The organism is Klebsiella sp. 2680, from assembly GCF_900198535.1.
Taxonomy (GTDB): domain Bacteria; phylum Pseudomonadota; class Gammaproteobacteria; order Enterobacterales; family Enterobacteriaceae; genus Klebsiella; species Klebsiella indica.
In genome coordinates this window covers 813,682-835,089 of the sequence record NZ_FZNJ01000003.1, presented here as the reverse complement: position 1 = coordinate 835,089, position 21,408 = coordinate 813,682, and the positions used below count along the sequence as shown (strand labels likewise).

Here is a 21,408-nt window from a genome sequence, read left to right as displayed (position 1 = left end):
TGTCGCAATGTAAAATGCCAGTGAATGACCTTTGACAGGTTGCAGATTAAAGCGCGGATCGCTGCTGGAGATTTCATCGGCGGACTGACTCAGGCAAATTTGTAACAAAGGTAACAAACTGCACTAATTTTCACCGCAGCAGATGATTTTTGCGCCTTGTCGCTGCTGCGCGTGGTTGGTAAAGTAAGCGGATTTTGTTTTCCGCCCCAGCTTTCAGGATTATCCCTTAGTATGTTAAAAAAATTTCGTGGCATGTTTTCCAATGACCTGTCCATTGACCTGGGTACCGCGAATACCCTTATTTATGTAAAAGGACAAGGCATCGTATTGAATGAGCCTTCCGTTGTGGCCATTCGTCAGGATCGTGCCGGATCGCCGAAAAGCGTCGCCGCTGTGGGTCATGAAGCGAAGCAGATGCTTGGGCGTACGCCAGGCAACATTGCAGCTATTCGTCCAATGAAGGACGGCGTTATCGCCGACTTCTTCGTGACTGAAAAAATGCTTCAGCACTTTATCAAACAGGTGCACAGCAATAGTTTTATGCGTCCAAGTCCGCGTGTGCTGGTCTGCGTGCCCGTTGGCGCGACCCAGGTTGAACGCCGCGCTATTCGTGAATCCGCGCAGGGTGCCGGCGCTCGTGAAGTTTTCCTCATTGAAGAGCCGATGGCCGCCGCGATTGGCGCGGGCCTGCCGGTCTCTGAAGCGACCGGTTCTATGGTTGTGGATATTGGCGGCGGTACGACTGAAGTGGCGGTGATCTCCCTGAATGGCGTCGTTTACTCCTCTTCTGTGCGTATCGGTGGTGACCGTTTTGACGAGGCTGTGATTAATTATGTGCGCCGTAACTATGGTTCGTTGATCGGCGAAGCTACTGCAGAACGTATCAAGCACGAGATTGGTTCCGCTTATCCTGGGGATGAAGTTCGCGAAATCGAAGTCCGTGGGCGTAACCTGGCGGAAGGTGTGCCGCGTGGCTTTACGCTAAATTCAAATGAAATCCTTGAAGCGCTGCAGGAGCCGTTGACCGGTATCGTCAGCGCGGTGATGGTTGCGCTGGAGCAGTGCCCTCCGGAACTGGCTTCCGATATTTCCGAACGCGGGATGGTTCTGACCGGCGGCGGCGCTCTGTTGCGCAACCTTGACCGTCTGTTAATGGAAGAGACAGGAATTCCTGTCGTAGTTGCAGAAGATCCACTGACCTGCGTCGCGCGTGGCGGCGGTAAGGCACTGGAAATGATCGATATGCACGGCGGCGATTTGTTCAGCGAAGAGTAGTCAGCCTGAGATCCGGGCGGTCCGTATTGGGCGGCCCTGGTCTTGACTGACACGAGAATACGCATAGCCTATGAAGCCAATTTTTAGCCGTGGCCCATCGCTACAGATTCGCCTTATTCTGGCGGTTTTGGTGGCGCTTGGCGTGATAATTGCCGACAGCCGCCTGGGTACGTTCAGCCAGATACGAACGTACATGGATACTGCCGTCAGCCCTTTCTACTTTATTTCTAATGGGCCCAGAGAACTGCTGGATAGCATATCGCAAACGCTGGCTACCCGTGACCAACTCGAACTGGAAAATCGCGCGCTGCGCCAGGAACTGTTGCTGAAGAACAGTGATTTACTGATGCTGGGTCAGTACAAACAGGAGAACGCGCGCCTGCGCGAGCTGCTGGGGTCTCCGCTGCGCCAGGATGAGCAAAAAATGGTGACCCAGGTCATCTCAACGGTTAACGATCCCTATAGCGATCAGGTCGTTATTGATAAAGGCAGTGTTAACGGCGTTTATGAGGGCCAGCCGGTAATCAGTGATAAAGGCGTGGTCGGGCAGGTGGTTGCGGTAGCGAAACTGACCAGCCGCGTGCTGCTGATTTGCGATGCCACGCATGCGCTGCCGATTCAGGTGCTGCGTAACGACATTCGCGTTATTGCTGCCGGGAATGGGTGTACTGACGATCTGCAACTGGAGCATCTGCCCGCTAATACGGATATTCGCGTTGGCGATGTGCTGGTGACCTCGGGCCTCGGCGGTCGTTTTCCTGAAGGGTATCCGGTTGGTGTGGTGTCGTCCGTGAAGCTGGATACTCAGCGCGCGTATACGGTGATTCAGGCGCGTCCGACCGCAGGTTTGCAGCGTTTGCGTTATCTGCTGCTGCTGTGGGCCGCCGATCGCAACGGCGCGAATCCGATGACGCCGGAAGAAGTCCATCGTGTGGCGAATGAACGTCTGATGCAGATGATGCCGCAGGTTCTGCCTCCGCCAGATGCGATGGGGCCGCCAATGCCGGATCCGGCAACGGGGACAACGCAGCCTCTGCCAGCAGGAGGGCAATAGTGGCAAGTTACCGTAGCCAGGGACGCTGGGTTATCTGGCTCTCGTTTCTTATCGCACTATTGCTGCAGATTATGCCCTGGCCGGAAGACATTAGCGTCTACCGGCCAAATTGGGTATTACTGATCCTGTTATACTGGATCCTCGCGTTACCTCATCGGGTAAACGTCGGTACGGGGTTTGTGATGGGAGCGGTTCTCGATCTCATCAGCGGCTCAACGCTGGGCGTTCGCGCGCTATCATTAAGTATTGTGGCTTATCTGGTCGCACTAAAATATCAGCTGTTCCGCAATCTGGCGCTCTGGCAACAGGCGCTGGTGGTGGTCGTGCTATCCCTCACCGTGGATATCATTGTTTTCTGGGCAGAGTTTTTAGTGATCAATGTCTCTTTCCGTCCGGAAGTGTTCTGGAGTAGTGTAGTAAACGGTGTGCTCTGGCCATGGCTATTCCTGCTGATGCGTAAAGTGCGTCAGCAGTTTGCGGTGCAATAAGATTGATATGACAACGCTGTATCTCGCTTCAGGTTCTCCGCGTCGGCAGGAACTGCTGACTCAGCTTGGTCTCTCCTTTGAACGTGTGGTTCCCGGTATTGAGGAGCAACGTCGCCCACAGGAGAGCGCGCAGCAGTATGTTACCCGGCTGGCGCGCGAAAAGGCGCAGGCTGGTGTGGCGTTAGCGCCGCTTGATCTCCCCGTTTTGGGGGCGGATACCATCGTTATTCTTAACGGTAAGGTGCTGGAAAAGCCGCACGATGCCGGGCATGCCGCAGAGATGCTGCGTATGCTTTCCGGGAAAACCCATCAGGTCATGACGGCTGTAGCCCTGGCCGATAAGCGGCAAACGTTGGATTGCCTGGTTGTGACAGAGGTGACTTTCCGCGTGCTCTCAGAACAGGATATCGCCGGCTATGTCGCCAGTGGCGAGCCTTTAGACAAAGCAGGTGCATACGGAATTCAGGGGCTGGGTGGCTGTTTCGTCAGGACGATAAATGGCAGTTATCACGCCGTAGTCGGCTTACCGCTGGTGGAAACGTATGAGTTGCTGAGTCATTTTAACTCACTGCGTGAAGAAAAGGGATAAAGATGACAGCTGAATTATTGGTTAACGTAACGCCGTCGGAAACTCGCGTCGCATACATTGATGGTGGCATCCTCCAGGAAATTCATATTGAGCGTGAGGCGCGACGTGGGATCGTAGGCAATATCTACAAAGGTCGTGTCAGTCGCGTGCTGCCGGGAATGCAGGCGGCTTTTGTAGATATTGGTCTGGAAAAGGCCGCATTTCTGCACGCTTCCGACATTATGCCCCATACCGAGTGCGTGGCGGGCGAGGAGCAAAAACAGTTTACCGTTCGCGACATCTCTGAACTTGTCCGCCAGGGTCAGGATTTAATGGTGCAGGTGGTGAAAGATCCGCTCGGAACCAAAGGCGCCCGCCTGACCACCGATATCACCATTCCTTCTCGCTATCTGGTCTTTATGCCCGGCGCCTCACATGTCGGCGTCTCTCAGCGTATTGAAAGCGAAGCGGAACGCGAGCGCCTGAAAAAAGTGGTGTCAGAATACTGTGATGAGCAGGGTGGATTTATTATCCGTACCGCCGCGGAAGGCGTACATGAACAGGAGATGGCCGCTGATGCCGCTTATCTCAAGCGCGTCTGGACGAAAGTGATGGAGCGCAAAAAGCGCCAGCAGACACGCTACCAGATGTACGGCGAACTGGCGCTGGCGCAGCGCGTGCTGCGTGATTTCGCCGATGCTCAGCTTGACCGCATTCGCGTGGACTCCCGTCTGACCTACGAATCGTTGCTTGAGTTTACTGCCGAATATATTCCGGAGATGACCGACAAGCTGGAGCACTATAGTGGTCGTCAGCCGATCTTCGATCTTTTTGATGTCGAAAATGAAATTCAGCGCGCGCTGGAGCGTAAAGTTGAGCTGAAATCAGGCGGGTATCTGATCATCGATCAAACGGAAGCGATGACGACCGTTGATATCAATACCGGCGCATTCGTTGGTCACCGCAATCTGGACGACACCATCTTTAATACCAACATTGAGGCGACTCAGGCGATTGCCCGCCAGCTACGGCTGCGCAACCTTGGTGGGATCATCATCATTGATTTCATTGATATGAACAATGAGGATCATCGTCGCCGGGTGTTGCATTCGCTTGAGCAGGCATTGAGCAAAGACCGGGTCAAAACCAGCATTAACGGTTTCTCCCAGCTTGGGCTGGTAGAGATGACCCGCAAACGTACCCGCGAAAGCATCGAGCACGTGCTGTGCAACGAATGTCCGACTTGTCATGGTCGCGGCACGGTGAAAACGGTGGAAACGGTGTGCTATGAAATCATGCGCGAAATCGTGCGTGTGCACCATGCCTACGATTCTGACCGTTTTCTGGTCTATGCTTCTCCTGCAGTAGCGGAAACGCTGAAAGGGGAAGAATCGCACGCGCTGGCGGAAGTGGAAATCTTTGTCGGCAAACAGGTCAAAGTACAAATTGAGCCGCTCTATAATCAGGAGCAGTTTGATGTGGTAATGATGTAATCATCCTCCTGGCCTCTGTTCAGGCCATTATTCCTGAATAAGGGGCGTAAGGGTGACGTGTAAAAAGCTGACAAGGAGAGATGCGTGAGGCGACTGCCCGGGATATTACTGCTCACCGTGGCAACATTGATTGTTATCGTCGCACTGCTGGTGAGTGGTCTGCGTCTCGTATTGCCGCAGTTGAACAACTGGCGTCCGCTGGTGCTGGAAAAAGTTTCCGCGATGACGGGCGTGCCGGTTGATGCCTCGCAACTGAGCGCCAGCTGGCAAAATTTTGGCCCGACGCTTGATGTTCGTGATGTTAAGGCTGACCTTAATGACGGCGGCAAACTCTCTGTTAAACGCGTTACTCTGGCGCTTGATGTCTGGCAGAGCTTGCTGCACATGCGCTGGCAATTTCGCGACCTGACTTTCTGGCAGTTACAGATTCATACCAATACGCCTATCCAGGCGAATAATAATGGCGAAGGTCTGAAACCCGACCGTATCAGAGATCTTTTTCTCCGCCAGTTCGATCACTTTATTCTGCGTGACAGCCACCTCAGCTTTCTGACCATTTCGGGTCAGCGGGCAGATCTGTCCATTCCGCAGCTTACCTGGCTGAATGGTAAAAACCGCCATCGCGCCGAAGGGGAGTTAAGTCTCAGCAGTCTGACTGGTCAGCATGGCGTGATGCAGGTACGTATGGATCTGCGCGATGAAGACGGCCTGCTTAACCAAGGACGCGTCTGGCTTCAGGCTGATGATATCGACGTTAAGCCGTGGCTTGGGCGCTGGATGCAGGACAACATTGCCTTGCAGAGTGCGCGTTTCAGCCTTGAAGGCTGGATGACCATCGACAAAGGTGATGTGGCCAGCGGCGATGTATGGCTGAAAAAAGGCGGGGCCAGCTGGCAGGGCGACAAAGATGAACATCATCTGTCGGTGGATAACCTGACGGCGCACATCTATCGCGATAATCAAATCTGGGGATTTCGGATCCCGGATACGCGAATCTCTATTGATGATAAACCCTGGCCGAGTGGCGCGCTGGCGATGGCGTGGATCCCGGCTCAGCGCGTCGGCGAAAATACCCCCCAGCACAGCGACGAACTGCGTATTCGCGCCAGCAATCTTAATCTCAGCGGCCTGAGTGGGCTACAGCCGATGGCGGACAAACTGGCCCCTGCGTTGAGTAAAATCTGGCGAACGACGCAGCCTGACGGGAAAATCAATCTGCTGGCGCTGGATATTCCGCTACAGACTGTGGATAAAACGCGCTTCCAGGCCGACTGGAGCAACATGTCATGGAAACAATGGAAGCTATTGCCGGGGGCTGAGCATTTCTCCGGAAGCGTTGCCGGAAGCGTGGAAAACGGCGTTCTTCATGCCTCAATGACTCAGGCAAAAATGCCTTATGAGACGGTCTTTCGTGCGCCGCTGGAAATCGCTCAAGGTGATGCGACACTCAGTTGGTTGAAGAATGATAAAGGCTTTGAGCTTGATGGCCGTGACATTGATGTGCAGGCTACTGGCGTTCGCGCTCGCGGCGGGTTCCGCTATCTGCAACCGCAGGGCGAGCAACCCTGGCTCGGTATTCTGGCCGGTATCAGTACCAGCGATGGCAGTCAGGCATGGCGCTACTTCCCGGAAAATTTAATGGGTAAAGCGCTGGTGGATTACCTTAGCGGGGCGATTAAAGGTGGCCAGGCAACCGATGCCACGCTGGTGTACGGCGGTAATCCACATCTGTTCCCTTATAAGCATAACGAAGGCCAGTTTCAGGTCTCGGTGCCGCTCAAGAACGCCACCTTTGCTTTTCAACCCGACTGGCCCGCACTGACCGGGCTGAATATCGACCTTAACTTTATCAATGACGGCTTGTGGATGAAGGCCGATAAAGTCATGCTGGGTAAAGTCACCGCCAGTAACCTGGAGGCGGCGATCCCTGACTATTCGCGAGAAAAGCTGCTGATTGACGCCGATGTTAAGGGGCCGGGTAAAGATGTGGGGCCTTACTTTAACGCGACGCCGTTGAAAGCATCTCTGGGGGCGGCGTTGTCCGATCTGCAACTGGATGGGGATGTGAGCGCTCGCTTACATCTTGATATTCCCCTGGATGGCGAGATGACCACCGCGGAAGGTGACGTTCAGCTAAAAAATAACACATTGTTTATCAAGCCTATTGATGCCACGCTGCACAATTTGAGCGGTAAATTCAGCTTTGTAAACGGCGATCTGAAAAGCGAACCAATGAATGCCAGGTGGTTTAACCAGCCGCTGAATGTTGATTTTTCGACTGCTGAGGGTGAAAAAGCGTTCCTGATTAACGTTGGGATGAATGCTAACTGGCAGCCTGCGCGTACCGGCTTACTGCCAAACGCGTTGGATGGCGCTTTGAGCGGCAGCGTGCCCTGGGATGGCAAGGTGGCAATAGAATTGCCCTACCGCGGCGGCGTCAATTACAAAGTCGATATTAACGGTGACCTGAAGAATGTAAGTAGTCACTTACCCGCACCGATGGATAAGAAAGCCGGTGAGTCCCTGCCAGTAAAAATTAAGGTCGATGGCGGGTTGCGCAGTTTCAATCTTACCGGCGCCGTAGGGGCTAAAAACCATATTAATAGTCGCTGGCTGCTGGGTCATAAGCTGACGTTGGATCGCGCTATTTTGACCTCTGACAGTAAGACTGTTTCACCGCTTCCTGAGCAGTCCGGTGTGGAGCTAAATTTGCCGCCGATGGATGGCGCACAGTGGCTGGCGTTATTCCAGGGCGGCGTAGCAAATGATGTCAGCAGTAACCTGAGCTTGCCGGAGCGAGTGACATTGCGTACGCCTGCGTTAGTGATGGCGGGTCAGCGCTGGAATAATGTGAGTCTTGTTGCCCGGCCCGATATGGGGGGGACGAAGATCGACGCTCAGGGTCGTGAAATCAATGCGACGCTGACGATGAGTAATAATGCGCCGTGGCTGGCGACGATCCGCTACCTCTATTACAACCCGACGTCAGCAAAAAATTCCGCTGCGGCGGAAACTCGCGTTCCTTTGGCCGATGCTCATTGGGATTTCCACGGCTGGCCTGACCTTCAGCTCCGTTGCGCGGAGTGTTGGCTATGGGGGCAAAAATATGGCCGTATTGAGGGCGATTTCACTATCCGCGGTGATACCCTGACGCTGACGAACGGACTGGTGGATACCGGTTTTGGCCGCCTGACGACTGATGGTGCCTGGGTTAACGCCCCGGGCGGCGTACGTACGTCGCTGAAGGGTAAGTTGCACGGTAATAAAAGCGATGATTTTGTGAATTTCTTTGGTATCTCTTCACCGGTAAAAGGATCGTCGTTCGATGTGGATTATGATCTGCACTGGCGTGCGCCCCCGTGGCAGCCTGACGTTGCGTCACTTAATGGGATCCTCAAAAGCCATCTTGGAAAAGGTGAATTTACCGATCTGAGCACCGGTCATGCAGGCCAGCTTTTGCGTTTGCTCAGCGTTGACGCTCTGCTGCGCAAGCTGCGCTTTGATTTTAGCGATACCTTTAGCGAAGGGTTTTACTTCGATTCGATTCACAGTACGGCGTGGATTAAAGACGGCGTGCTGAATACCGACGATACGCTGGTCGATGGCCTGGAGGCCGATATCGCCATGAAAGGGTCTGTGGATCTCGTCCGCCGCCAGCTGGATATGCAGGCGGTGGTGGCGCCGGAAATTTCGGCCACTGTGGGTGTCGCGGCGGCCTTTACTGTTAACCCCATCATCGGCGCTGCGGTCTTTGCCGCCAGTAAGGTGCTGGGGCCGCTGTGGAACAAGGTCTCTATTTTGCGCTATCGCATTACCGGTCCTATCGATCAGCCGCAAATTAATGAAGTCCTGCGCCAGGCGCGGAGCGACAAAAAGCAATGATTTGACGATTGTGGGGAATTATCGCACTCTCAATAGATAGCATTTTGTACCCGTCATACTTCAGGTGGTTATACGCGCGCAGGTCAGAAATGGCCCGACCTGTCCCGTAGGGGGCGGCACAAGCGCCGTTCAGGAGCCTTTTTTGGCATTCCTGCCCGGCAGTCTGCACTATTTAGGGTACTTTTTTCCGCCTGAAAGGCGGCAACAAACGAGTAGCATAACGATGAGTCTGAACCTGGTAAGTGAACAATTACTGTCGGCAAATGGCCTGAATCATCAGGATCTGTTTGCCATTCTTGGTCAACTGGCCGAGCGCCGTCTTGATTATGGCGATCTCTATTTTCAGTCGAGCTATCACGAGTCCTGGGTTCTGGAAGACGGCATCATTAAAGATGGTTCGTACAATATCGATCAGGGCGTCGGCGTGCGTGCGGTAAGCGGGGAAAAAACCGGTTTTGCTTATGCCGACCAAATCAGCCTGCTGGCGCTGGAACAGAGCGCACAGGCGGCTCGCACCATCGTGCGCGACCACGGCGACGGGGAAGTTCATACTCTCGGCGAAGTAGGATACCGCTCGCTCTATACCCGTATCGATCCGCTGCAAAGCATGAGTCGTGAAGAGAAGCTGGATATTCTGCGCCGGGTGGATAAAACCGCTCGTGCCGCCGACAAGCGGGTGCAGGAAGTTTCCGCCAGCCTGAGCGGCGTTTACGAATTAATTCTTGTTGCCGCCACCGACGGTACGCTGGCGGCCGATGTGCGTCCGCTGGTGCGTCTCTCCGTCAGCGTGCTGGTGGAAGAGGATGGCAGACGCGAACGCGGCGCCAGCGGCGGCGGCGGCCGTTTTGGTTATGACTATTTCCTCGCGGTACAAGATGGCGAAGTGCGCGCCGATGTCTGGGCGAGAGAAGCCGTGCGTATGGCGCTGGTCAATTTGGGCGCCGTCGCGGCGCCTGCCGGGATGTTGCCAGTCGTATTAGGCGCAGGTTGGCCTGGCGTATTGTTGCACGAAGCGGTCGGACATGGTCTGGAAGGCGATTTTAACCGTCGCGGGACGTCGGTTTTCAGCGGTCATATGGGGGAACGGGTGGCCTCTGAGCTGTGTACTGTGGTGGATGATGGCACGATTGCCGATCGCCGCGGCTCCGTCGCTATTGATGACGAAGGTACGCCGGGTCAGTATAACGTACTGATCGAAAACGGTATTCTTAAAGGCTACATGCAGGACAAGCTCAACGCCAGGCTGATGGGCGTCGCACCAACCGGCAACGGACGTCGCGAGTCCTACGCGCATTTGCCGATGCCGCGGATGACCAACACCTACATGCTGGCGGGGAAATCGACACCGCAGGAGATTATCGAATCGGTTGATTACGGTATCTATGCGCCGAACTTCGGTGGCGGCCAGGTGGATATCACCTCCGGTAAGTTTGTCTTTTCGACCTCGGAAGCTTACCTGATTGAAAAGGGAAAAGTGACAAAAGCGGTGAAAGGCGCCACGCTTATCGGTTCCGGGATTGAAACGATGCAGCAGATTTCGATGGTGGGTAACGATCTGAAGCTGGACAGCGGCGTCGGCGTCTGCGGTAAAGAGGGGCAGAGCGTGCCGGTAGGCGTCGGTCAGCCAACGCTTAAAGTCGATAATCTTACCGTCGGCGGTACTGCCTGACCTGTCCCAGTGCGCTTTCGCCCCTGCGAAAGCGCAAATCAACTCTGCGGCGTTGCGATGAAAGCCGCACGTCAGCGGCAGACAGTCGAGTGACTCATTCAGCACAGCGCGTTAACTATCGCTACCTTCTTTCCGGGAGATCAGGCGCCTCCGCGGCCATGCATCCCCTGATAAATTTTTGCTACGCCGACGAAATACTCAGTCAGGTAGTTAATGCACACCTGTACTTTCAGCGGCAGTTTATCTTTCTCGGTATACAATGCGTAAACCGGGCGCGGATCTGACTGATAGCTCGGTAGCAGGATCTCGATTTCACCACGGTTTATCTCGTCGATCGCCCACATTATCGGGACATATGCCACCCCGACGCCCGCTGTCAGCCAGCGGACCAGCGTCATGGGATCATTAGTGACAAAACGCCCCTGAGGGATCAGTTTGGTTGAGATCCCTTCCGGGGCGATGATTTCGAATTCATTATCAGGCCGTACACTGTATTCAAGCCAGGAGTGGCTGGCGAGATCTGTCGGCTTTTCCGGATACCCGGCGTGATGAAGATAGTTTTTCGCCGCGCAGAGTACCATCGGCATAGAGCCCAGGCGGCGGGAAAAGAGGCTGGAGTCCTGTAGCGCGCCAACGCGAATCACCACATCCAGGCCATCGGCAATCAGGTCTGGCGCAGGGATGCCGGTGACCAGGTTTATCGATAATCCCGGGTACTCTTTGAGCATTTCCGCCGTTATGCTGGCCAGGACATTCTGTGCCATCGTTGAAGAGCAGCCGATACGAAGCGTACCGATAGGTGTATTGTTAAATGCATACAGCTGTTCATGGACATCCTGAACTTCGAACAACATTCGCCGACAGCCTTGATAATAGATTTTTCCTGCTTCTGTTAAGCCAAGGCTACGGGTACTGCGATTAAGTAGCTTCACCTGTAGTTCATCTTCCAGTTTGGCAACTGTCTGGCTGATGGATGAAACGCTCATCTGGAGCTGGCGCGCCGCGGCGGTAAACGAACCGAGTTCGACCACTCTGGCAAAAATGGACATACGTTTTAGTCGTTCCATTATTCACTCTGGGTTAAAAGTGATTTAGATCACACAATATAGATAAGGCTGCAATTATTACGTTACTATATTGTTAGCTAAATAATAAACGCATCGCATATACCACCTGTACGCTTCTTATCAAGGTCATCATGAGTCTGTTTCCTGTCATTGTGATTTTCGGCTTGTCATTTCCGCCGATCTTCTTTGAATTGCTATTGTCGCTGGCTATCTTCTGGCTGGTGCATCGCTTGCTGGTTCCGACCGGCATCTATGATTTTGTCTGGCACCCGGCGTTGTTTAATACCGCGCTGTATTGCTGCCTGTTTTATCTGATATCGCGTTTGTTCGTTTGAGGTTGATGTGAAAACACTAACAAGAAATACCCTCCGTACCGCAATCACAGTGATACTGGTTATCTTTGCATTTTTCGCTATTTTCCGCGCATGGGTGTATTACACCACTTCACCCTGGACACGCGACGCGCGTTTTAGTGCGGATATTGTGGCCATCGCCCCGGATGTGTCCGGCCTGATTTCACAGGTGAATGTAAAGGATAACCAACTGGTTAAGAAAGACCAGATCTTGTTCGTCATTGACCAGCCGCGATATCAGAAAGCGTTAGCCGAAGCGGAAGCTGATGTCTCCTATTACCAGACCGAGGCGCGAGAGAAGCGCGCGGAAGCCAGCCGCCGTAATCGTCTTGGCGTACAGGCGATGTCCCGGGAGGAGATCGATCAGGCAAATAACGCTCTGCAAACCGTTGAGCAGCAACTGGCCAAAGCAATAGCAAGCCGCGATCTGGCAAAGCTGGATCTCGCCCGTACGGTGATTCGTGCGCCTGCTGATGGGTGGGTGACCAACCTGAACGTTTACAGCGGCGAGTTCATCACGCGCGGCTCAACGGCCGTTGCGCTGGTGAAGCAGAATACTTTTTATGTCATGGCCTATCTTGAAGAGACCAAGCTTGAGGGCGTGCGTCCCGGTTACCGGGCCGAAATCACGCCATTGGGAAGCGGGCATATTCTTAAAGGTACTGTAGATAGCATCGCGGCAGGGGTTACTAATACCAGCAGCAGTAGTGATGCAAAAGGGCTGGCTTCGATTGATTCTAATCTTGAATGGGTACGCCTTGCACAGCGCGTACCGGTGCGCATTCATCTTGATCATCAGCAGGGTAATCTCTGGCCTGCGGGAACCACCGCGACGGTAGTGATTACGGGGAAAAAAGATCGTGATATCCGCAAGGCGAACATCTTCCAGAAACTGGCGATGCGCCTGCGTGAGTTCGGTTAATCGTTATGGGGATCTTCACGATTGACCCTCGGCATCTCCGGTTTGCCGTTAAGTTAGCCTGCGCGGTGGTGCTGGCATTATTCGTCGGTTTCCACTTCCAACTGGAAACGCCGCGCTGGGCAGTACTGACCGCGGCGATTGTCGCCGCAGGGCCAGCATTTGCCGCCGGGGGAGAGCCTTACTCTGGGGCGATTCGCTATCGCGGGATGCTGCGTATCATCGGCACTTTTATCGGTTGCTTTGCCGCGCTGGCGATTACAATGTTGATGATCCGCGCACCGCTGCTTATGTTGCTGGTTTGCTGCCTGTGGGCGGGATTCTGCACCTGGATTTCATCACTGGTACGAGTAGAAAACTCTTATGCCTGGGGGCTGGCGGGTTATACCGCGCTTATCATTATCATCACTATCCATGAAGAGCCGATGCTGGCGCCACAATTTGCCGTCGAACGCTGCAGCGAAATTGTGGTTGGTATCGTCAGTGCAATCATGGCCGACCTGGTGTTTTCACCGCGTTCGATAAAAAAAGAGATCGACCTTGAGCTGGATAATCTGCTGATTGCGCAATATCGTCTGATGCAGCTTTGCGTGGCCCACGGCGACAAAGAGGAAACCGACAGCGCCTGGGGCGCGCTGGTTCGCCGAACAAATGCAATGGAAGGCATGCGCAGTAATTTGATCATGGAGTCTTCACGCTGGGCAAAGGCCAATCAGCGCCTGAAGGCAATCAATACCCTTTCGTTGACTTTAATTACCCAGGCCTGTGAAACCTATTTAATTCAGAATACACGGCCTGAGATGGTTACCAGTGATTACCGTGAACTGTTTGCCGAGCCGGTTGAAACCGTTCAGGATGTGCACCGACAACTCAAGCGCATGCGCCGTTTTCTTACCTGGAAAGGGGAGCATAATACGCCGGTGACGATTTACAGTTGGGTTGGTGCTGCGACGCGTTATTTGTTATTAAAACGAGGCGTTGTCGGTAATACTAAAATCAGCCGTATTGAGGATGAGGTGCTACAGGGCGAGGTGGTTGTTAAAGCTGAGTCTGCTGAGCGTCATCATGCGATGGTCAACTTCTGGCGTACTTCGATCTCTTGTATCCTTGGTACGCTGTTCTGGCTGTGGACCGGCTGGACTTCGGGGAGTGGGGCAATGGTGATGATTGCTGTCGTCACCTCGCTGGCGATGCGTCTGCCCAATCCGCGGATGGTGGCGATTGATTTCCTTTATGGCACGCTGGCCGCTTTGCCGTTGGGCGCACTGTTTTTCCTTGTGATCATGCCTGCGACCCAGCAAAGTATGCTGTTATTATGCATCAGCCTTGCGGCGATGGCGTTTTTTATCGGCATTGAGGTACAAAAACGGCGGCTGGGATCGCTGGGGGCGCTGGCCAGCACGATCAATATTCTGGTGCTCGATAATCCGATGCAGTTTGAGTTTAACCAGTTCCTCGATAGCGCATTAGGGCAGATCGTGGGATGTTTCCTCGCGCTGATGGTCATATTGCTGGTGCGCGATAATTCGCGGGCCCGCACCGGGAGGGTCCTGCTCAACCAGTTTGTCTCCGCGGCAGTGTCGTCGCTGACGACCAATATGACACGGCGTAAAGAGAACCATTTACCGGCACTCTATCGCCAGCTTTTTCTATTGCTGAATAAGTTTCCGGGCGATATCGCCCGTTTTCGTCTGGCGCTGACCCTGATCATCGCACATCAGCGTTTGCGTGATGCGCCGGTTCCCATAAACGATGATTTGTCGGCGTTTCATCGGCAGCTACGTCGTACGGCGGATCGCGTTATTTCCGCCAGTAATGATGATAAGCGGCGCTACTATTTTACCCGTCTGCTTAATGAGCTGGATATTTATCAGCAAAAATTGCAGCAATGGGACGCGTCTGGGCAGGTGACCGAACCTGTACGCAGGCTGGTGGAGGTACTCCATAAATATCAGCATGTTCTCACCAGCAGTTAGCAGCGAATCACTATACTTAATCATCAGAGTAACGACTCTACCACCAGCGTGGAGAGAGACGCCGGATCAGGGGAGATATACCCAAAATAATTCGGGTTGCAGGTGTGGACAGGATGCGTGTGATGATGACTTATACCTTTGACTTTGATGGCATAATCGAGCAGCAGGATTTTTATCGCCAGTTTTCGCGTACCTTTGCTTTAGAACGTGAGAAAGTGAATAACCTTGATTCTCTGTGGGACGCGGTGACCGGCGGGTTGCTGCCAGTACCGCTGGAGATTCAGTTTATTCATTTAAACGATAATCAGCGTCGGCGATTTGGCGCATTAATTTTGCTGTTTGATGAAGCGGAAGAAGAGCTGGAAGGCGCGCTGCGTTTTAATCTGCGTCAGGCATAAAAAGGCCCCTGACAGAGCAGGGGCAAGTCGTCGGATAAGACGACGAGGGTTTATTTGTACAACTCAGCCGTTGCGTGCCAGCTATCGCCAGTACGGGCTTCAATAATACGGTAGCTGCTGGCGCCTTCTTTCTCGGCCTTAGCCGCCAGTTGTTGACGCATATCCATCGGGGCGCTGCCTACCTGAGAAATAGAGACGGTACCCATGGACTGCAGATTTTGTGCCTGCTCTGCGTTCACTTGATTGACTGCCGCATTCGCGCCGAAAGAGAGAACGGATGCCAGTCCCAGGGATGCGATAATCATTGCGCTTTTCATGATCTTTTCTCCAACCTTAGTCATTGCAGCGGCAGGAGGTTGCGATCAACCTGGCCGCTGAAGAGATTCTGTATTCAGTTAATTATCAACTCTCATTAAATCTTATTGATAAAGTTCAGCCGTGGCGTGCCACTGGTCACCAGCGTGCGCTTCGATAATGCGATAAGAAGAAGCTCCTTTTTCTTGCGCTTTCTGGTTCAGCATTTCGCGCATGTCCATCGGGGAGGAACTGACTGCGCTAACGGAAACGGTACCGATGGCCTGCCGGCCTTGAGCCTGTTCGCCGTTGATAACATCAGCGGCGAAAGCACCAAAAGAGAGGACAGAGAGGATGCTCAGTATTGCTACAGTGGTTTTGATTTTCATGATATTGACCTCGTCGAATCTTTTTGTCAGGGGCTTTTGTTTCGTGACCCCTATCACAAAATCAAGTATACACTAATAACTGAAAATATTAATACCGTGCTAATTATTTCTATCAATAATGATTACAAAGAAGTATCTTTCTTATAACGTATAAGAATTACAAATATCATCGTTTGGCCGTTATTACCTGATATATTCAATTAAATCATTATGATAGATGGATTTGATCTTTTGTGCGTTTTAGACTGAACCATTAGGTAAAGGAATGTATAGAGGCGAAAAAACACACAAAATGTTAAAGAAATGATAATTTTTTGAAAGGCATCCCCCTGGCGCTAACCAGAGGGACGTCGTTTAGAGTTCCTGCTCAAACAGGACGAGAATGGCGTCATGCAGCTCTTTAACGGAAAAACCCCTGGCCGGTGTGGTAAAGATGGTGTCATCTCCGGCGATACTGCCAAGGATGCCTTCAGCCTTGCCAAGGGAGTCCAGAAGGCGGGCGATCAGCTGTGCCGCGCCAGGGCTGGTACGGATGACCACGACTGAATCGTTATAGTCGATGTCCAGCACCAGATTTTTCAACGGGCTGGAGGTGGTCGGCACACCAAGCTCGGCAGGCAGGCAATAAACCATTTCCATTTTTGCATTACGCGTACGTACCGCGCCAAATTTCGTCAGCATACGTGAGACTTTCGATTGGTTGATATTATCGAAACCTTCTTCTTGTAATGCTTGTACGATTTCACCTTGAGAGCTGAATTTTTCTTCTTTTAGCAGCGCTTTAAACGCTTTAACCAGTTCTTCTTGTTTTGCCGAAATTCGCATAAGTCACCCAATTATGGTGGTAAAAACCGTCTTATTATGCATAAGCATGCATTTTTATGCAAATAATCCGCAGAGGAGAAGCGTAAAAAATATTATGAAGGGGGCATATTTTAGCAAAAAAAACTAATCAGGAACATGCCTTCGTCACGGTGCGCAAATTGCGGGAAAAGTAAATAAAATGTTATTAAATGATATTGTTCTGTTGAACACGCTGGGTGTATTGTAACCAGTAGTCGTTCCGGTACTACGCTTTGCTGGATGATCGGCCCCAGGGAGAAACGCAATGTTGCTGCATTGCTACGCGCAACGACGCATTCTTCAACCATAATTATTGTAATTATTCATCTCGTGAATTAAGGTCCCGGCCACGGAGTAACGAAAGACGATATTAACCATAATAAGGAGTTTAGGATGAAAGTTGCAGTCCTCGGCGCAGCTGGTGGAATTGGCCAGGCGCTTGCCCTACTACTTAAGACCCAACTGCCTTCAGGTTCAAAACTCTCGTTGTACGACATCGCTCCGGTCACGCCGGGCGTGGCGGTGGATCTTAGTCATATCCCTACCGATGTAAAAATCAAAGGTTTTTCCGGTGAAGACGCGACGCCAGCGCTGGAAGGCGCCGATGTGGTGCTGATATCCGCAGGCGTGGCGCGTAAGCCCGGCATGGATCGTTCAGATTTATTTAATGTCAATGCCGGTATTGTGAAGAATCTGGTGCTACAGATTGCCAAAACCTGCCCACAAGCCTGCATTGGCGTTATTACCAATCCAGTCAATACAACCGTGGCGATCGCGGCGGAAGTGCTAAAGAAAGCCGGTGTTTATGACAAGAACAAGCTGTTTGGCGTCACCACGCTGGATATTATTCGTTCTAATACTTTTGTTGCCGAACTGAAAGATAAATCTTCAACGGCGATAGACGTACCGGTTATTGGCGGCCACTCAGGGGTGACGATTCTGCCTTTATTGTCACAAATTGCGGGCGTGAGCTTTAGCGAGCAGGAAGTGGTGGATTTAACCAAACGCATTCAGAATGCAGGCACTGAAGTTGTTGAGGCAAAAGCTGGCGGCGGTTCAGCAACGCTGTCTATGGGCCAGGCCGCCGCGCGATTTGGCCTCTCTTTGGTGCGGGCCCTGCAGGGCGAACAAGGGGTGGTGGAATGCGCTTACGTTGAGGGCGATGGTCAATATGCCCGCTTTTTCTCACAGCCGCTGCTGTTAGGTAAAAATGGTGTAGAAGAGCGGCGGCCCATCGGTAAACTCAGCGCGTTTGAACAACATGCTCTGGAAGGTATGTTGGACACGCTGAAGAAAGATATCGCCCTCGGCGAGGATTTCGTGAACAAATAGCGTTTAACGAAAAGGGAAGCCGGGGCCTGCGCTCCGGCTTTTTACGCGCTTCTCTGGCTCCTTAATGACTGCAAATCTGTCTTTTGACTGGTAGGCGCCAGCGAGAGCTATGGCAAAAGTCGCTCCGGGATGTTTGCATGAATGATGCCGCGGGAACATCAGATCGCGTGGCCTGTGTGGTGGTCGCTGATGACCGTAACCGGGTTTCTGGTCAGATCCCCGGTCAGGGCTAAATTTGCTGACTAAAAGCGTTCCCTTGTTCGGGCGAGCTTGTTAATTTGTTGCCGGATATTCCTGTACGATGACATGCAGGGTGATTTTTTTATCGTCACGCATAATGACCACCGGAATTTCCGATCCCGGGCGAATCTCCGCCACCTGATCCATGGTTTCCAGCGCCGAAACGGCAGGCTTATTGTTAACCGAGATAATCACGTCGTTGGCGCGGATCCCCGCCAGGGCGGCTGGCCCATCCGGTGCGACGCTGTTCACCACGATCCCCTGGATCTGATCGAGACTGCCGCCACCTTGCGTATGCAGTGGCGCAATCTCTCGACCACTGATACCTATGTAGCCACGGATGACGCGACCATCACGGATCAGCTTATCCATAATCTTGGTTGCCAGTTGAAAAGGAATGGCAAAACCGATCCCCTCTGGCGTTTCGCCATCGTTACTTTTATCAAATGAAAGGGTGTTGATCCCCATCAGTTCGCCCAGCGAATTCACCAGCGCGCCGCCGGAGTTACCGTGGTTGATTGACGCGTCGGTCTGCAGGAAGTTCTGCCGTCCGGTGGGGTTGAGACCGATACGACCGGTGGCGCTGATAATTCCCTGGGTAATGGTCTGCCCGAGGTTGTACGGGTTACCAATCGCCAGCACGACGTCACCAATATGCGGCACACGTTTTGGGTTAATCGGGATGACAGGCAGGCCACCGCTGGCGTTGATTTTTAACACCGCCAGATCGGTAAGGGAGTCGGAACCGACCAGGAGCGCTTCAAAAACACGACCATCCTGCAATGCGACGATAATCTGGTCCGCATCGTTAATAACGTGCTTATTCGTCAGAATATAACCACGTTGGTCCATTATGACACCGGACCCGAGAGTCAACTGATTATGGCTGCTGCTATTAAGGGCGCGATTATAGACGTTGACCACCGCAGGGGCGGCGCGACGAACGGCAGAATTATAGCTGGCGGGGGATTCATCCGCGCTATCGTACTCTGTGGTCGGCGAAAGGTGCCATTGGCGTAGCGAAGGCATAACGGCCAATAATACTCCCCCGACGATCAGACCGATGATTATCGAACGTAAAAGCTTTCCAGGCATGATGCAGATATCGTTGGTGAATGGACAGTCGCAGCATAACACGACTTATCCGGACATCGCACGGTATGCGATGTCCGGAGGCGAGTTAATGCAGGAGCAGATAAATGCTTTCATTACCGCGGATAACGTTCAGCGCGATGACCGTTGGTTTGTTTTCCAGCATTTTTCGCAGTTCCGCAATGGAATGAATACGCTCTCGGTTGAGGCCGATAATCATATCGTCTTTATGTAGCCCTGCCTGCGCCGCAGGACTGCCTTTATCGACGCTATCAATGAGCACGCCCTGAGTTCCATCTTTCATCTTACCGTCGCTTAATGATGCACCCTGTAAGGCGGGAGTAATGAGCTCCGCGCTGGCGGTTGATGAGGTGCTCTTATCCAGCGTGACATCGACATCAATATTTTTACCGTCACGCAGCAGCCCTAACTTCACTTTGGTTCCGGGTTCTGTGGTCGCGATGCGGGAACGCAGTTCGGCGAAGCTACTGAGCGGTTTGCCGTTCAGGCTGACGATAACGTCACCGGATTTGACCCCTGCCTTCGCGGCGCCGGAGCCTGGCAGAACTTCGCTGACAAATGCGCCGCGCTGAACGTTAAGGTTCATCGCTTTGGCGATATCCGCGCTCATCTCCATGCCTTTAATCCCCAGCAGACCGCGTTTGATTTCACCAAATTGGATCAGCTGCTGGGCAAGGGTTCTGGCCATATTGCTTGGGATCGCAAAACCAATGCCGATGCTGCCGCCGCTCGGGGCCAGAATAGCGGTGTTGATACCGATCAGCTCACCGTTGAGATTTAATAGCGCACCGCCAGAGTTGCCGCGGTTGATGGAAGCATCGGTCTGAATGAAGTTTTCCAGCCCCTCAAGGTTCAGCCCGCTACGCCCGAGGGCGGAAATAATCCCGGAAGTGGCGGTTTGTCCGAGACCGAACGGGTTGCCAACGGCGACGGCGAAATCCCCCACCCGCAGTTTGTCAGAATCGGCAATTGCGATTTGGGTCAGATTACTGGGTTTTTGTATCTGCAGCAGGGCGATATCACTCTGTTCATCGCTGCCGACCAGCTTTGCGTCAAACTCGCGGCCATCGTTTAGCTGGACGCTGATTTTCTGCGCGTGGGCGATGACGTGATTATTGGTTAACACGTAGCCTTTCGCCGCATTAATAATGACGCCGGACCCAAGGCCTTCAAAAGGCTGAGCCTGCTCTTGCGGCACGTTGTCGCCAAAATACTTTTTCAACTCTTCCGGCATATTCTGGGTCGGCGAGGCCGAGCCTTCGACCTGTATGCTGACCACCGCCGGTAACACTTTTTCCAGCATCGGCGCAAGGCTTGGCAATGCGCCCTGACCGGGAACCTGTGTCGGTAATGATGCCGCAGCCGGAGGTAAGGCGGACAACGATAACCCAATGCTTAACGCTAACGCACTCAACAGCAAAGTCTGTTTCTTCATTAGATGCTGGCTCTCATAACCTGAGGTGTATGGAAAACGTCCCGAATAGCCTGATGTTATTGAATTTTCGATCAGGTAACAATGTGATCGATGTTTAAATTGTAGCTGGGATGAAAGGGGGAGACGGGCGCAGGAGATACGCCCGGAAAATATTTTTATTACTGAGGGCGCATTAGTCGTGTTTGACACCGCCGCGCAGCAGGCCGGACGCGCCTTCAGAATAATCACGCGGCATTTGCACCGGCGCCTGATCGTTGCCCGCTTCTGACTCCGCCAGTCGGTTACGGAAAGGATTGGCGTCAGCCATGCTGTCCGGCAAAAGGGTACTGGAGCTTTTCGCCATATGCTGGTACAGCTGGCGATAGTCACGTGCCATGTTATCCAGAAGCTCGGCGCTCTGGGCGAAATGGCTCACCAGTTCTTCACGGTACTCTTCCAGCTCTGCTTTATTCTTTTCCAGTTCGAATTGTAGAGCCTGTTGTTGGCGTAATTTGCGGTTGCCAAAACGCATAGCGACGGCGCCAATGATAATACCGACAACTAGCCCAATTAGCGCATATTCCCAGGTCATGAACATCTCCCGTTGTTTTGTGGTTCCGTAGGGTGGTTTTGAGGCTCTC

The 21,408-nt window shown here is 52.9% G+C and carries 19 protein-coding genes; 12 read left to right on the top strand and 7 right to left on the bottom strand.

What is annotated here, in order from left to right:
• Positions 1-231: 231 nt before the first annotated feature.
• The 7 genes from mreB to tldD all read left to right on the top strand — a co-directional run bounded on the left by mreB (position 232) and on the right by tldD (position 10,429).
• Positions 232-1,275: a rod shape-determining protein MreB gene (mreB, locus tag FN037_RS17085; RefSeq protein ID WP_002918653.1), complete on the top strand. Its 1,044-nt coding sequence runs from the start codon at positions 232-234 to the stop codon at positions 1,273-1,275.
• A gap of 70 nt (positions 1,276-1,345) precedes the next feature.
• A complete protein-coding gene (mreC, locus tag FN037_RS17080) occupies positions 1,346-2,329 on the top strand; it encodes a rod shape-determining protein MreC (RefSeq protein WP_142502759.1) in 984 nt (327 codons plus the stop codon).
• Positions 2,329-2,817, top strand: coding sequence for a rod shape-determining protein MreD (gene mreD, locus FN037_RS17075; protein WP_138362891.1), 489 nt, complete (start codon positions 2,329-2,331; stop codon positions 2,815-2,817). Before mreC ends, mreD begins: the two co-directional genes overlap by 1 nt.
• A gap of 7 nt (positions 2,818-2,824) precedes the next feature.
• The gene (locus FN037_RS17070; RefSeq protein ID WP_138362892.1) at positions 2,825-3,406 is read left to right on the top strand and encodes a Maf family protein; all 582 of its coding nucleotides are present in this window, start codon (positions 2,825-2,827) and stop codon (positions 3,404-3,406) included.
• Positions 3,407-3,408: 2 nt separating this feature from the next.
• On the top strand, positions 3,409-4,878 hold the full coding sequence (gene rng / locus FN037_RS17065) for a ribonuclease G (protein WP_138362893.1): 1,470 nt from the start codon (positions 3,409-3,411) through the stop codon (positions 4,876-4,878).
• 84 nt (positions 4,879-4,962) lie between these two features.
• Positions 4,963-8,760, top strand: coding sequence for an AsmA2 domain-containing protein YhdP (gene yhdP / locus FN037_RS17060; RefSeq protein ID WP_142502758.1), 3,798 nt, complete (start codon positions 4,963-4,965; stop codon positions 8,758-8,760).
• Between the two features lie 223 nt (positions 8,761-8,983).
• Complete coding sequence (gene tldD / locus FN037_RS17055; RefSeq protein WP_138362895.1) at positions 8,984-10,429, top strand: metalloprotease TldD; 1,446 nt, start codon at positions 8,984-8,986, stop codon at positions 10,427-10,429.
• Between the two features lie 140 nt (positions 10,430-10,569).
• Here the strand turns inward: tldD and aaeR are convergent, their stop codons facing one another.
• The gene (gene aaeR, locus FN037_RS17050) at positions 10,570-11,496 is read right to left on the bottom strand and encodes an HTH-type transcriptional activator AaeR (RefSeq protein WP_142502757.1); all 927 of its coding nucleotides are present in this window, start codon (positions 11,494-11,496) and stop codon (positions 10,570-10,572) included.
• A gap of 131 nt (positions 11,497-11,627) precedes the next feature.
• Here aaeR and aaeX point away from each other — a divergent pair, with 131 nt between their 5' ends.
• From aaeX to FN037_RS17030, 4 genes are all read left to right on the top strand, one after another.
• Entirely contained in the window at positions 11,628-11,831 is a 204-nt protein-coding gene (aaeX, locus tag FN037_RS17045; RefSeq protein WP_002918640.1) for a p-hydroxybenzoic acid efflux pump operon protein AaeX, read from the top strand.
• Positions 11,832-11,838: 7 nt separating this feature from the next.
• A complete protein-coding gene (aaeA, locus tag FN037_RS17040; protein WP_138362897.1) occupies positions 11,839-12,771 on the top strand; it encodes a p-hydroxybenzoic acid efflux pump subunit AaeA in 933 nt (310 codons plus the stop codon).
• Between the two features lie 5 nt (positions 12,772-12,776).
• Positions 12,777-14,744, top strand: a complete 1,968-nt coding sequence (aaeB, locus tag FN037_RS17035; RefSeq protein ID WP_138362898.1) for a p-hydroxybenzoic acid efflux pump subunit AaeB — start codon at positions 12,777-12,779, stop codon at positions 14,742-14,744.
• Between the two features lie 122 nt (positions 14,745-14,866).
• Positions 14,867-15,142: a barstar family protein gene (locus FN037_RS17030; protein WP_138362899.1), complete on the top strand. Its 276-nt coding sequence runs from the start codon at positions 14,867-14,869 to the stop codon at positions 15,140-15,142.
• 50 nt (positions 15,143-15,192) lie between these two features.
• On the opposite strand, the gene yhcN-B is transcribed toward FN037_RS17030, so the two are convergent.
• The 3 genes from yhcN-B to argR form a co-directional block, all read right to left on the bottom strand.
• Positions 15,193-15,459, bottom strand: coding sequence for a DUF1471 family stress response protein YhcN-B (gene yhcN-B / locus FN037_RS17025; RefSeq protein ID WP_138362900.1), 267 nt, complete (start codon positions 15,457-15,459; stop codon positions 15,193-15,195).
• A 102-nt stretch (positions 15,460-15,561) separates the two neighbouring features.
• Positions 15,562-15,825, bottom strand: a complete 264-nt coding sequence (yhcN, locus tag FN037_RS17020; protein WP_138362901.1) for a peroxide/acid stress response protein YhcN — start codon at positions 15,823-15,825, stop codon at positions 15,562-15,564.
• A 354-nt stretch (positions 15,826-16,179) separates the two neighbouring features.
• Positions 16,180-16,650, bottom strand: coding sequence for a transcriptional regulator ArgR (argR, locus tag FN037_RS17015; RefSeq protein ID WP_138362902.1), 471 nt, complete (start codon positions 16,648-16,650; stop codon positions 16,180-16,182).
• Positions 16,651-17,061: 411 nt separating this feature from the next.
• Here argR and mdh point away from each other — a divergent pair, with 411 nt between their 5' ends.
• Positions 17,062-18,000 carry a malate dehydrogenase gene (gene mdh, locus FN037_RS17010; protein WP_142502756.1) on the top strand — a complete coding sequence of 313 codons (939 nt, stop codon included), beginning with the start codon at positions 17,062-17,064 and terminating at the stop codon, positions 17,998-18,000.
• A gap of 273 nt (positions 18,001-18,273) precedes the next feature.
• Here mdh and degS read toward each other — a convergent pair whose 3' ends face one another.
• The 3 genes from degS to zapG form a co-directional block, all read right to left on the bottom strand.
• On the bottom strand, positions 18,274-19,335 hold the full coding sequence (degS, locus tag FN037_RS17005) for an outer membrane-stress sensor serine endopeptidase DegS (RefSeq protein WP_138362904.1): 1,062 nt from the start codon (positions 19,333-19,335) through the stop codon (positions 18,274-18,276).
• 85 nt (positions 19,336-19,420) lie between these two features.
• Positions 19,421-20,788, bottom strand: coding sequence for a serine endoprotease DegQ (gene degQ / locus FN037_RS17000; protein WP_138362905.1), 1,368 nt, complete (start codon positions 20,786-20,788; stop codon positions 19,421-19,423).
• A 172-nt stretch (positions 20,789-20,960) separates the two neighbouring features.
• Positions 20,961-21,359 (bottom strand): Z-ring associated protein ZapG, encoded by a 399-nt coding sequence (gene zapG, locus FN037_RS16995; RefSeq protein ID WP_138362906.1) that lies wholly within the window; start codon positions 21,357-21,359, stop codon positions 20,961-20,963.
• Positions 21,360-21,408 lie beyond the last annotated feature (49 nt).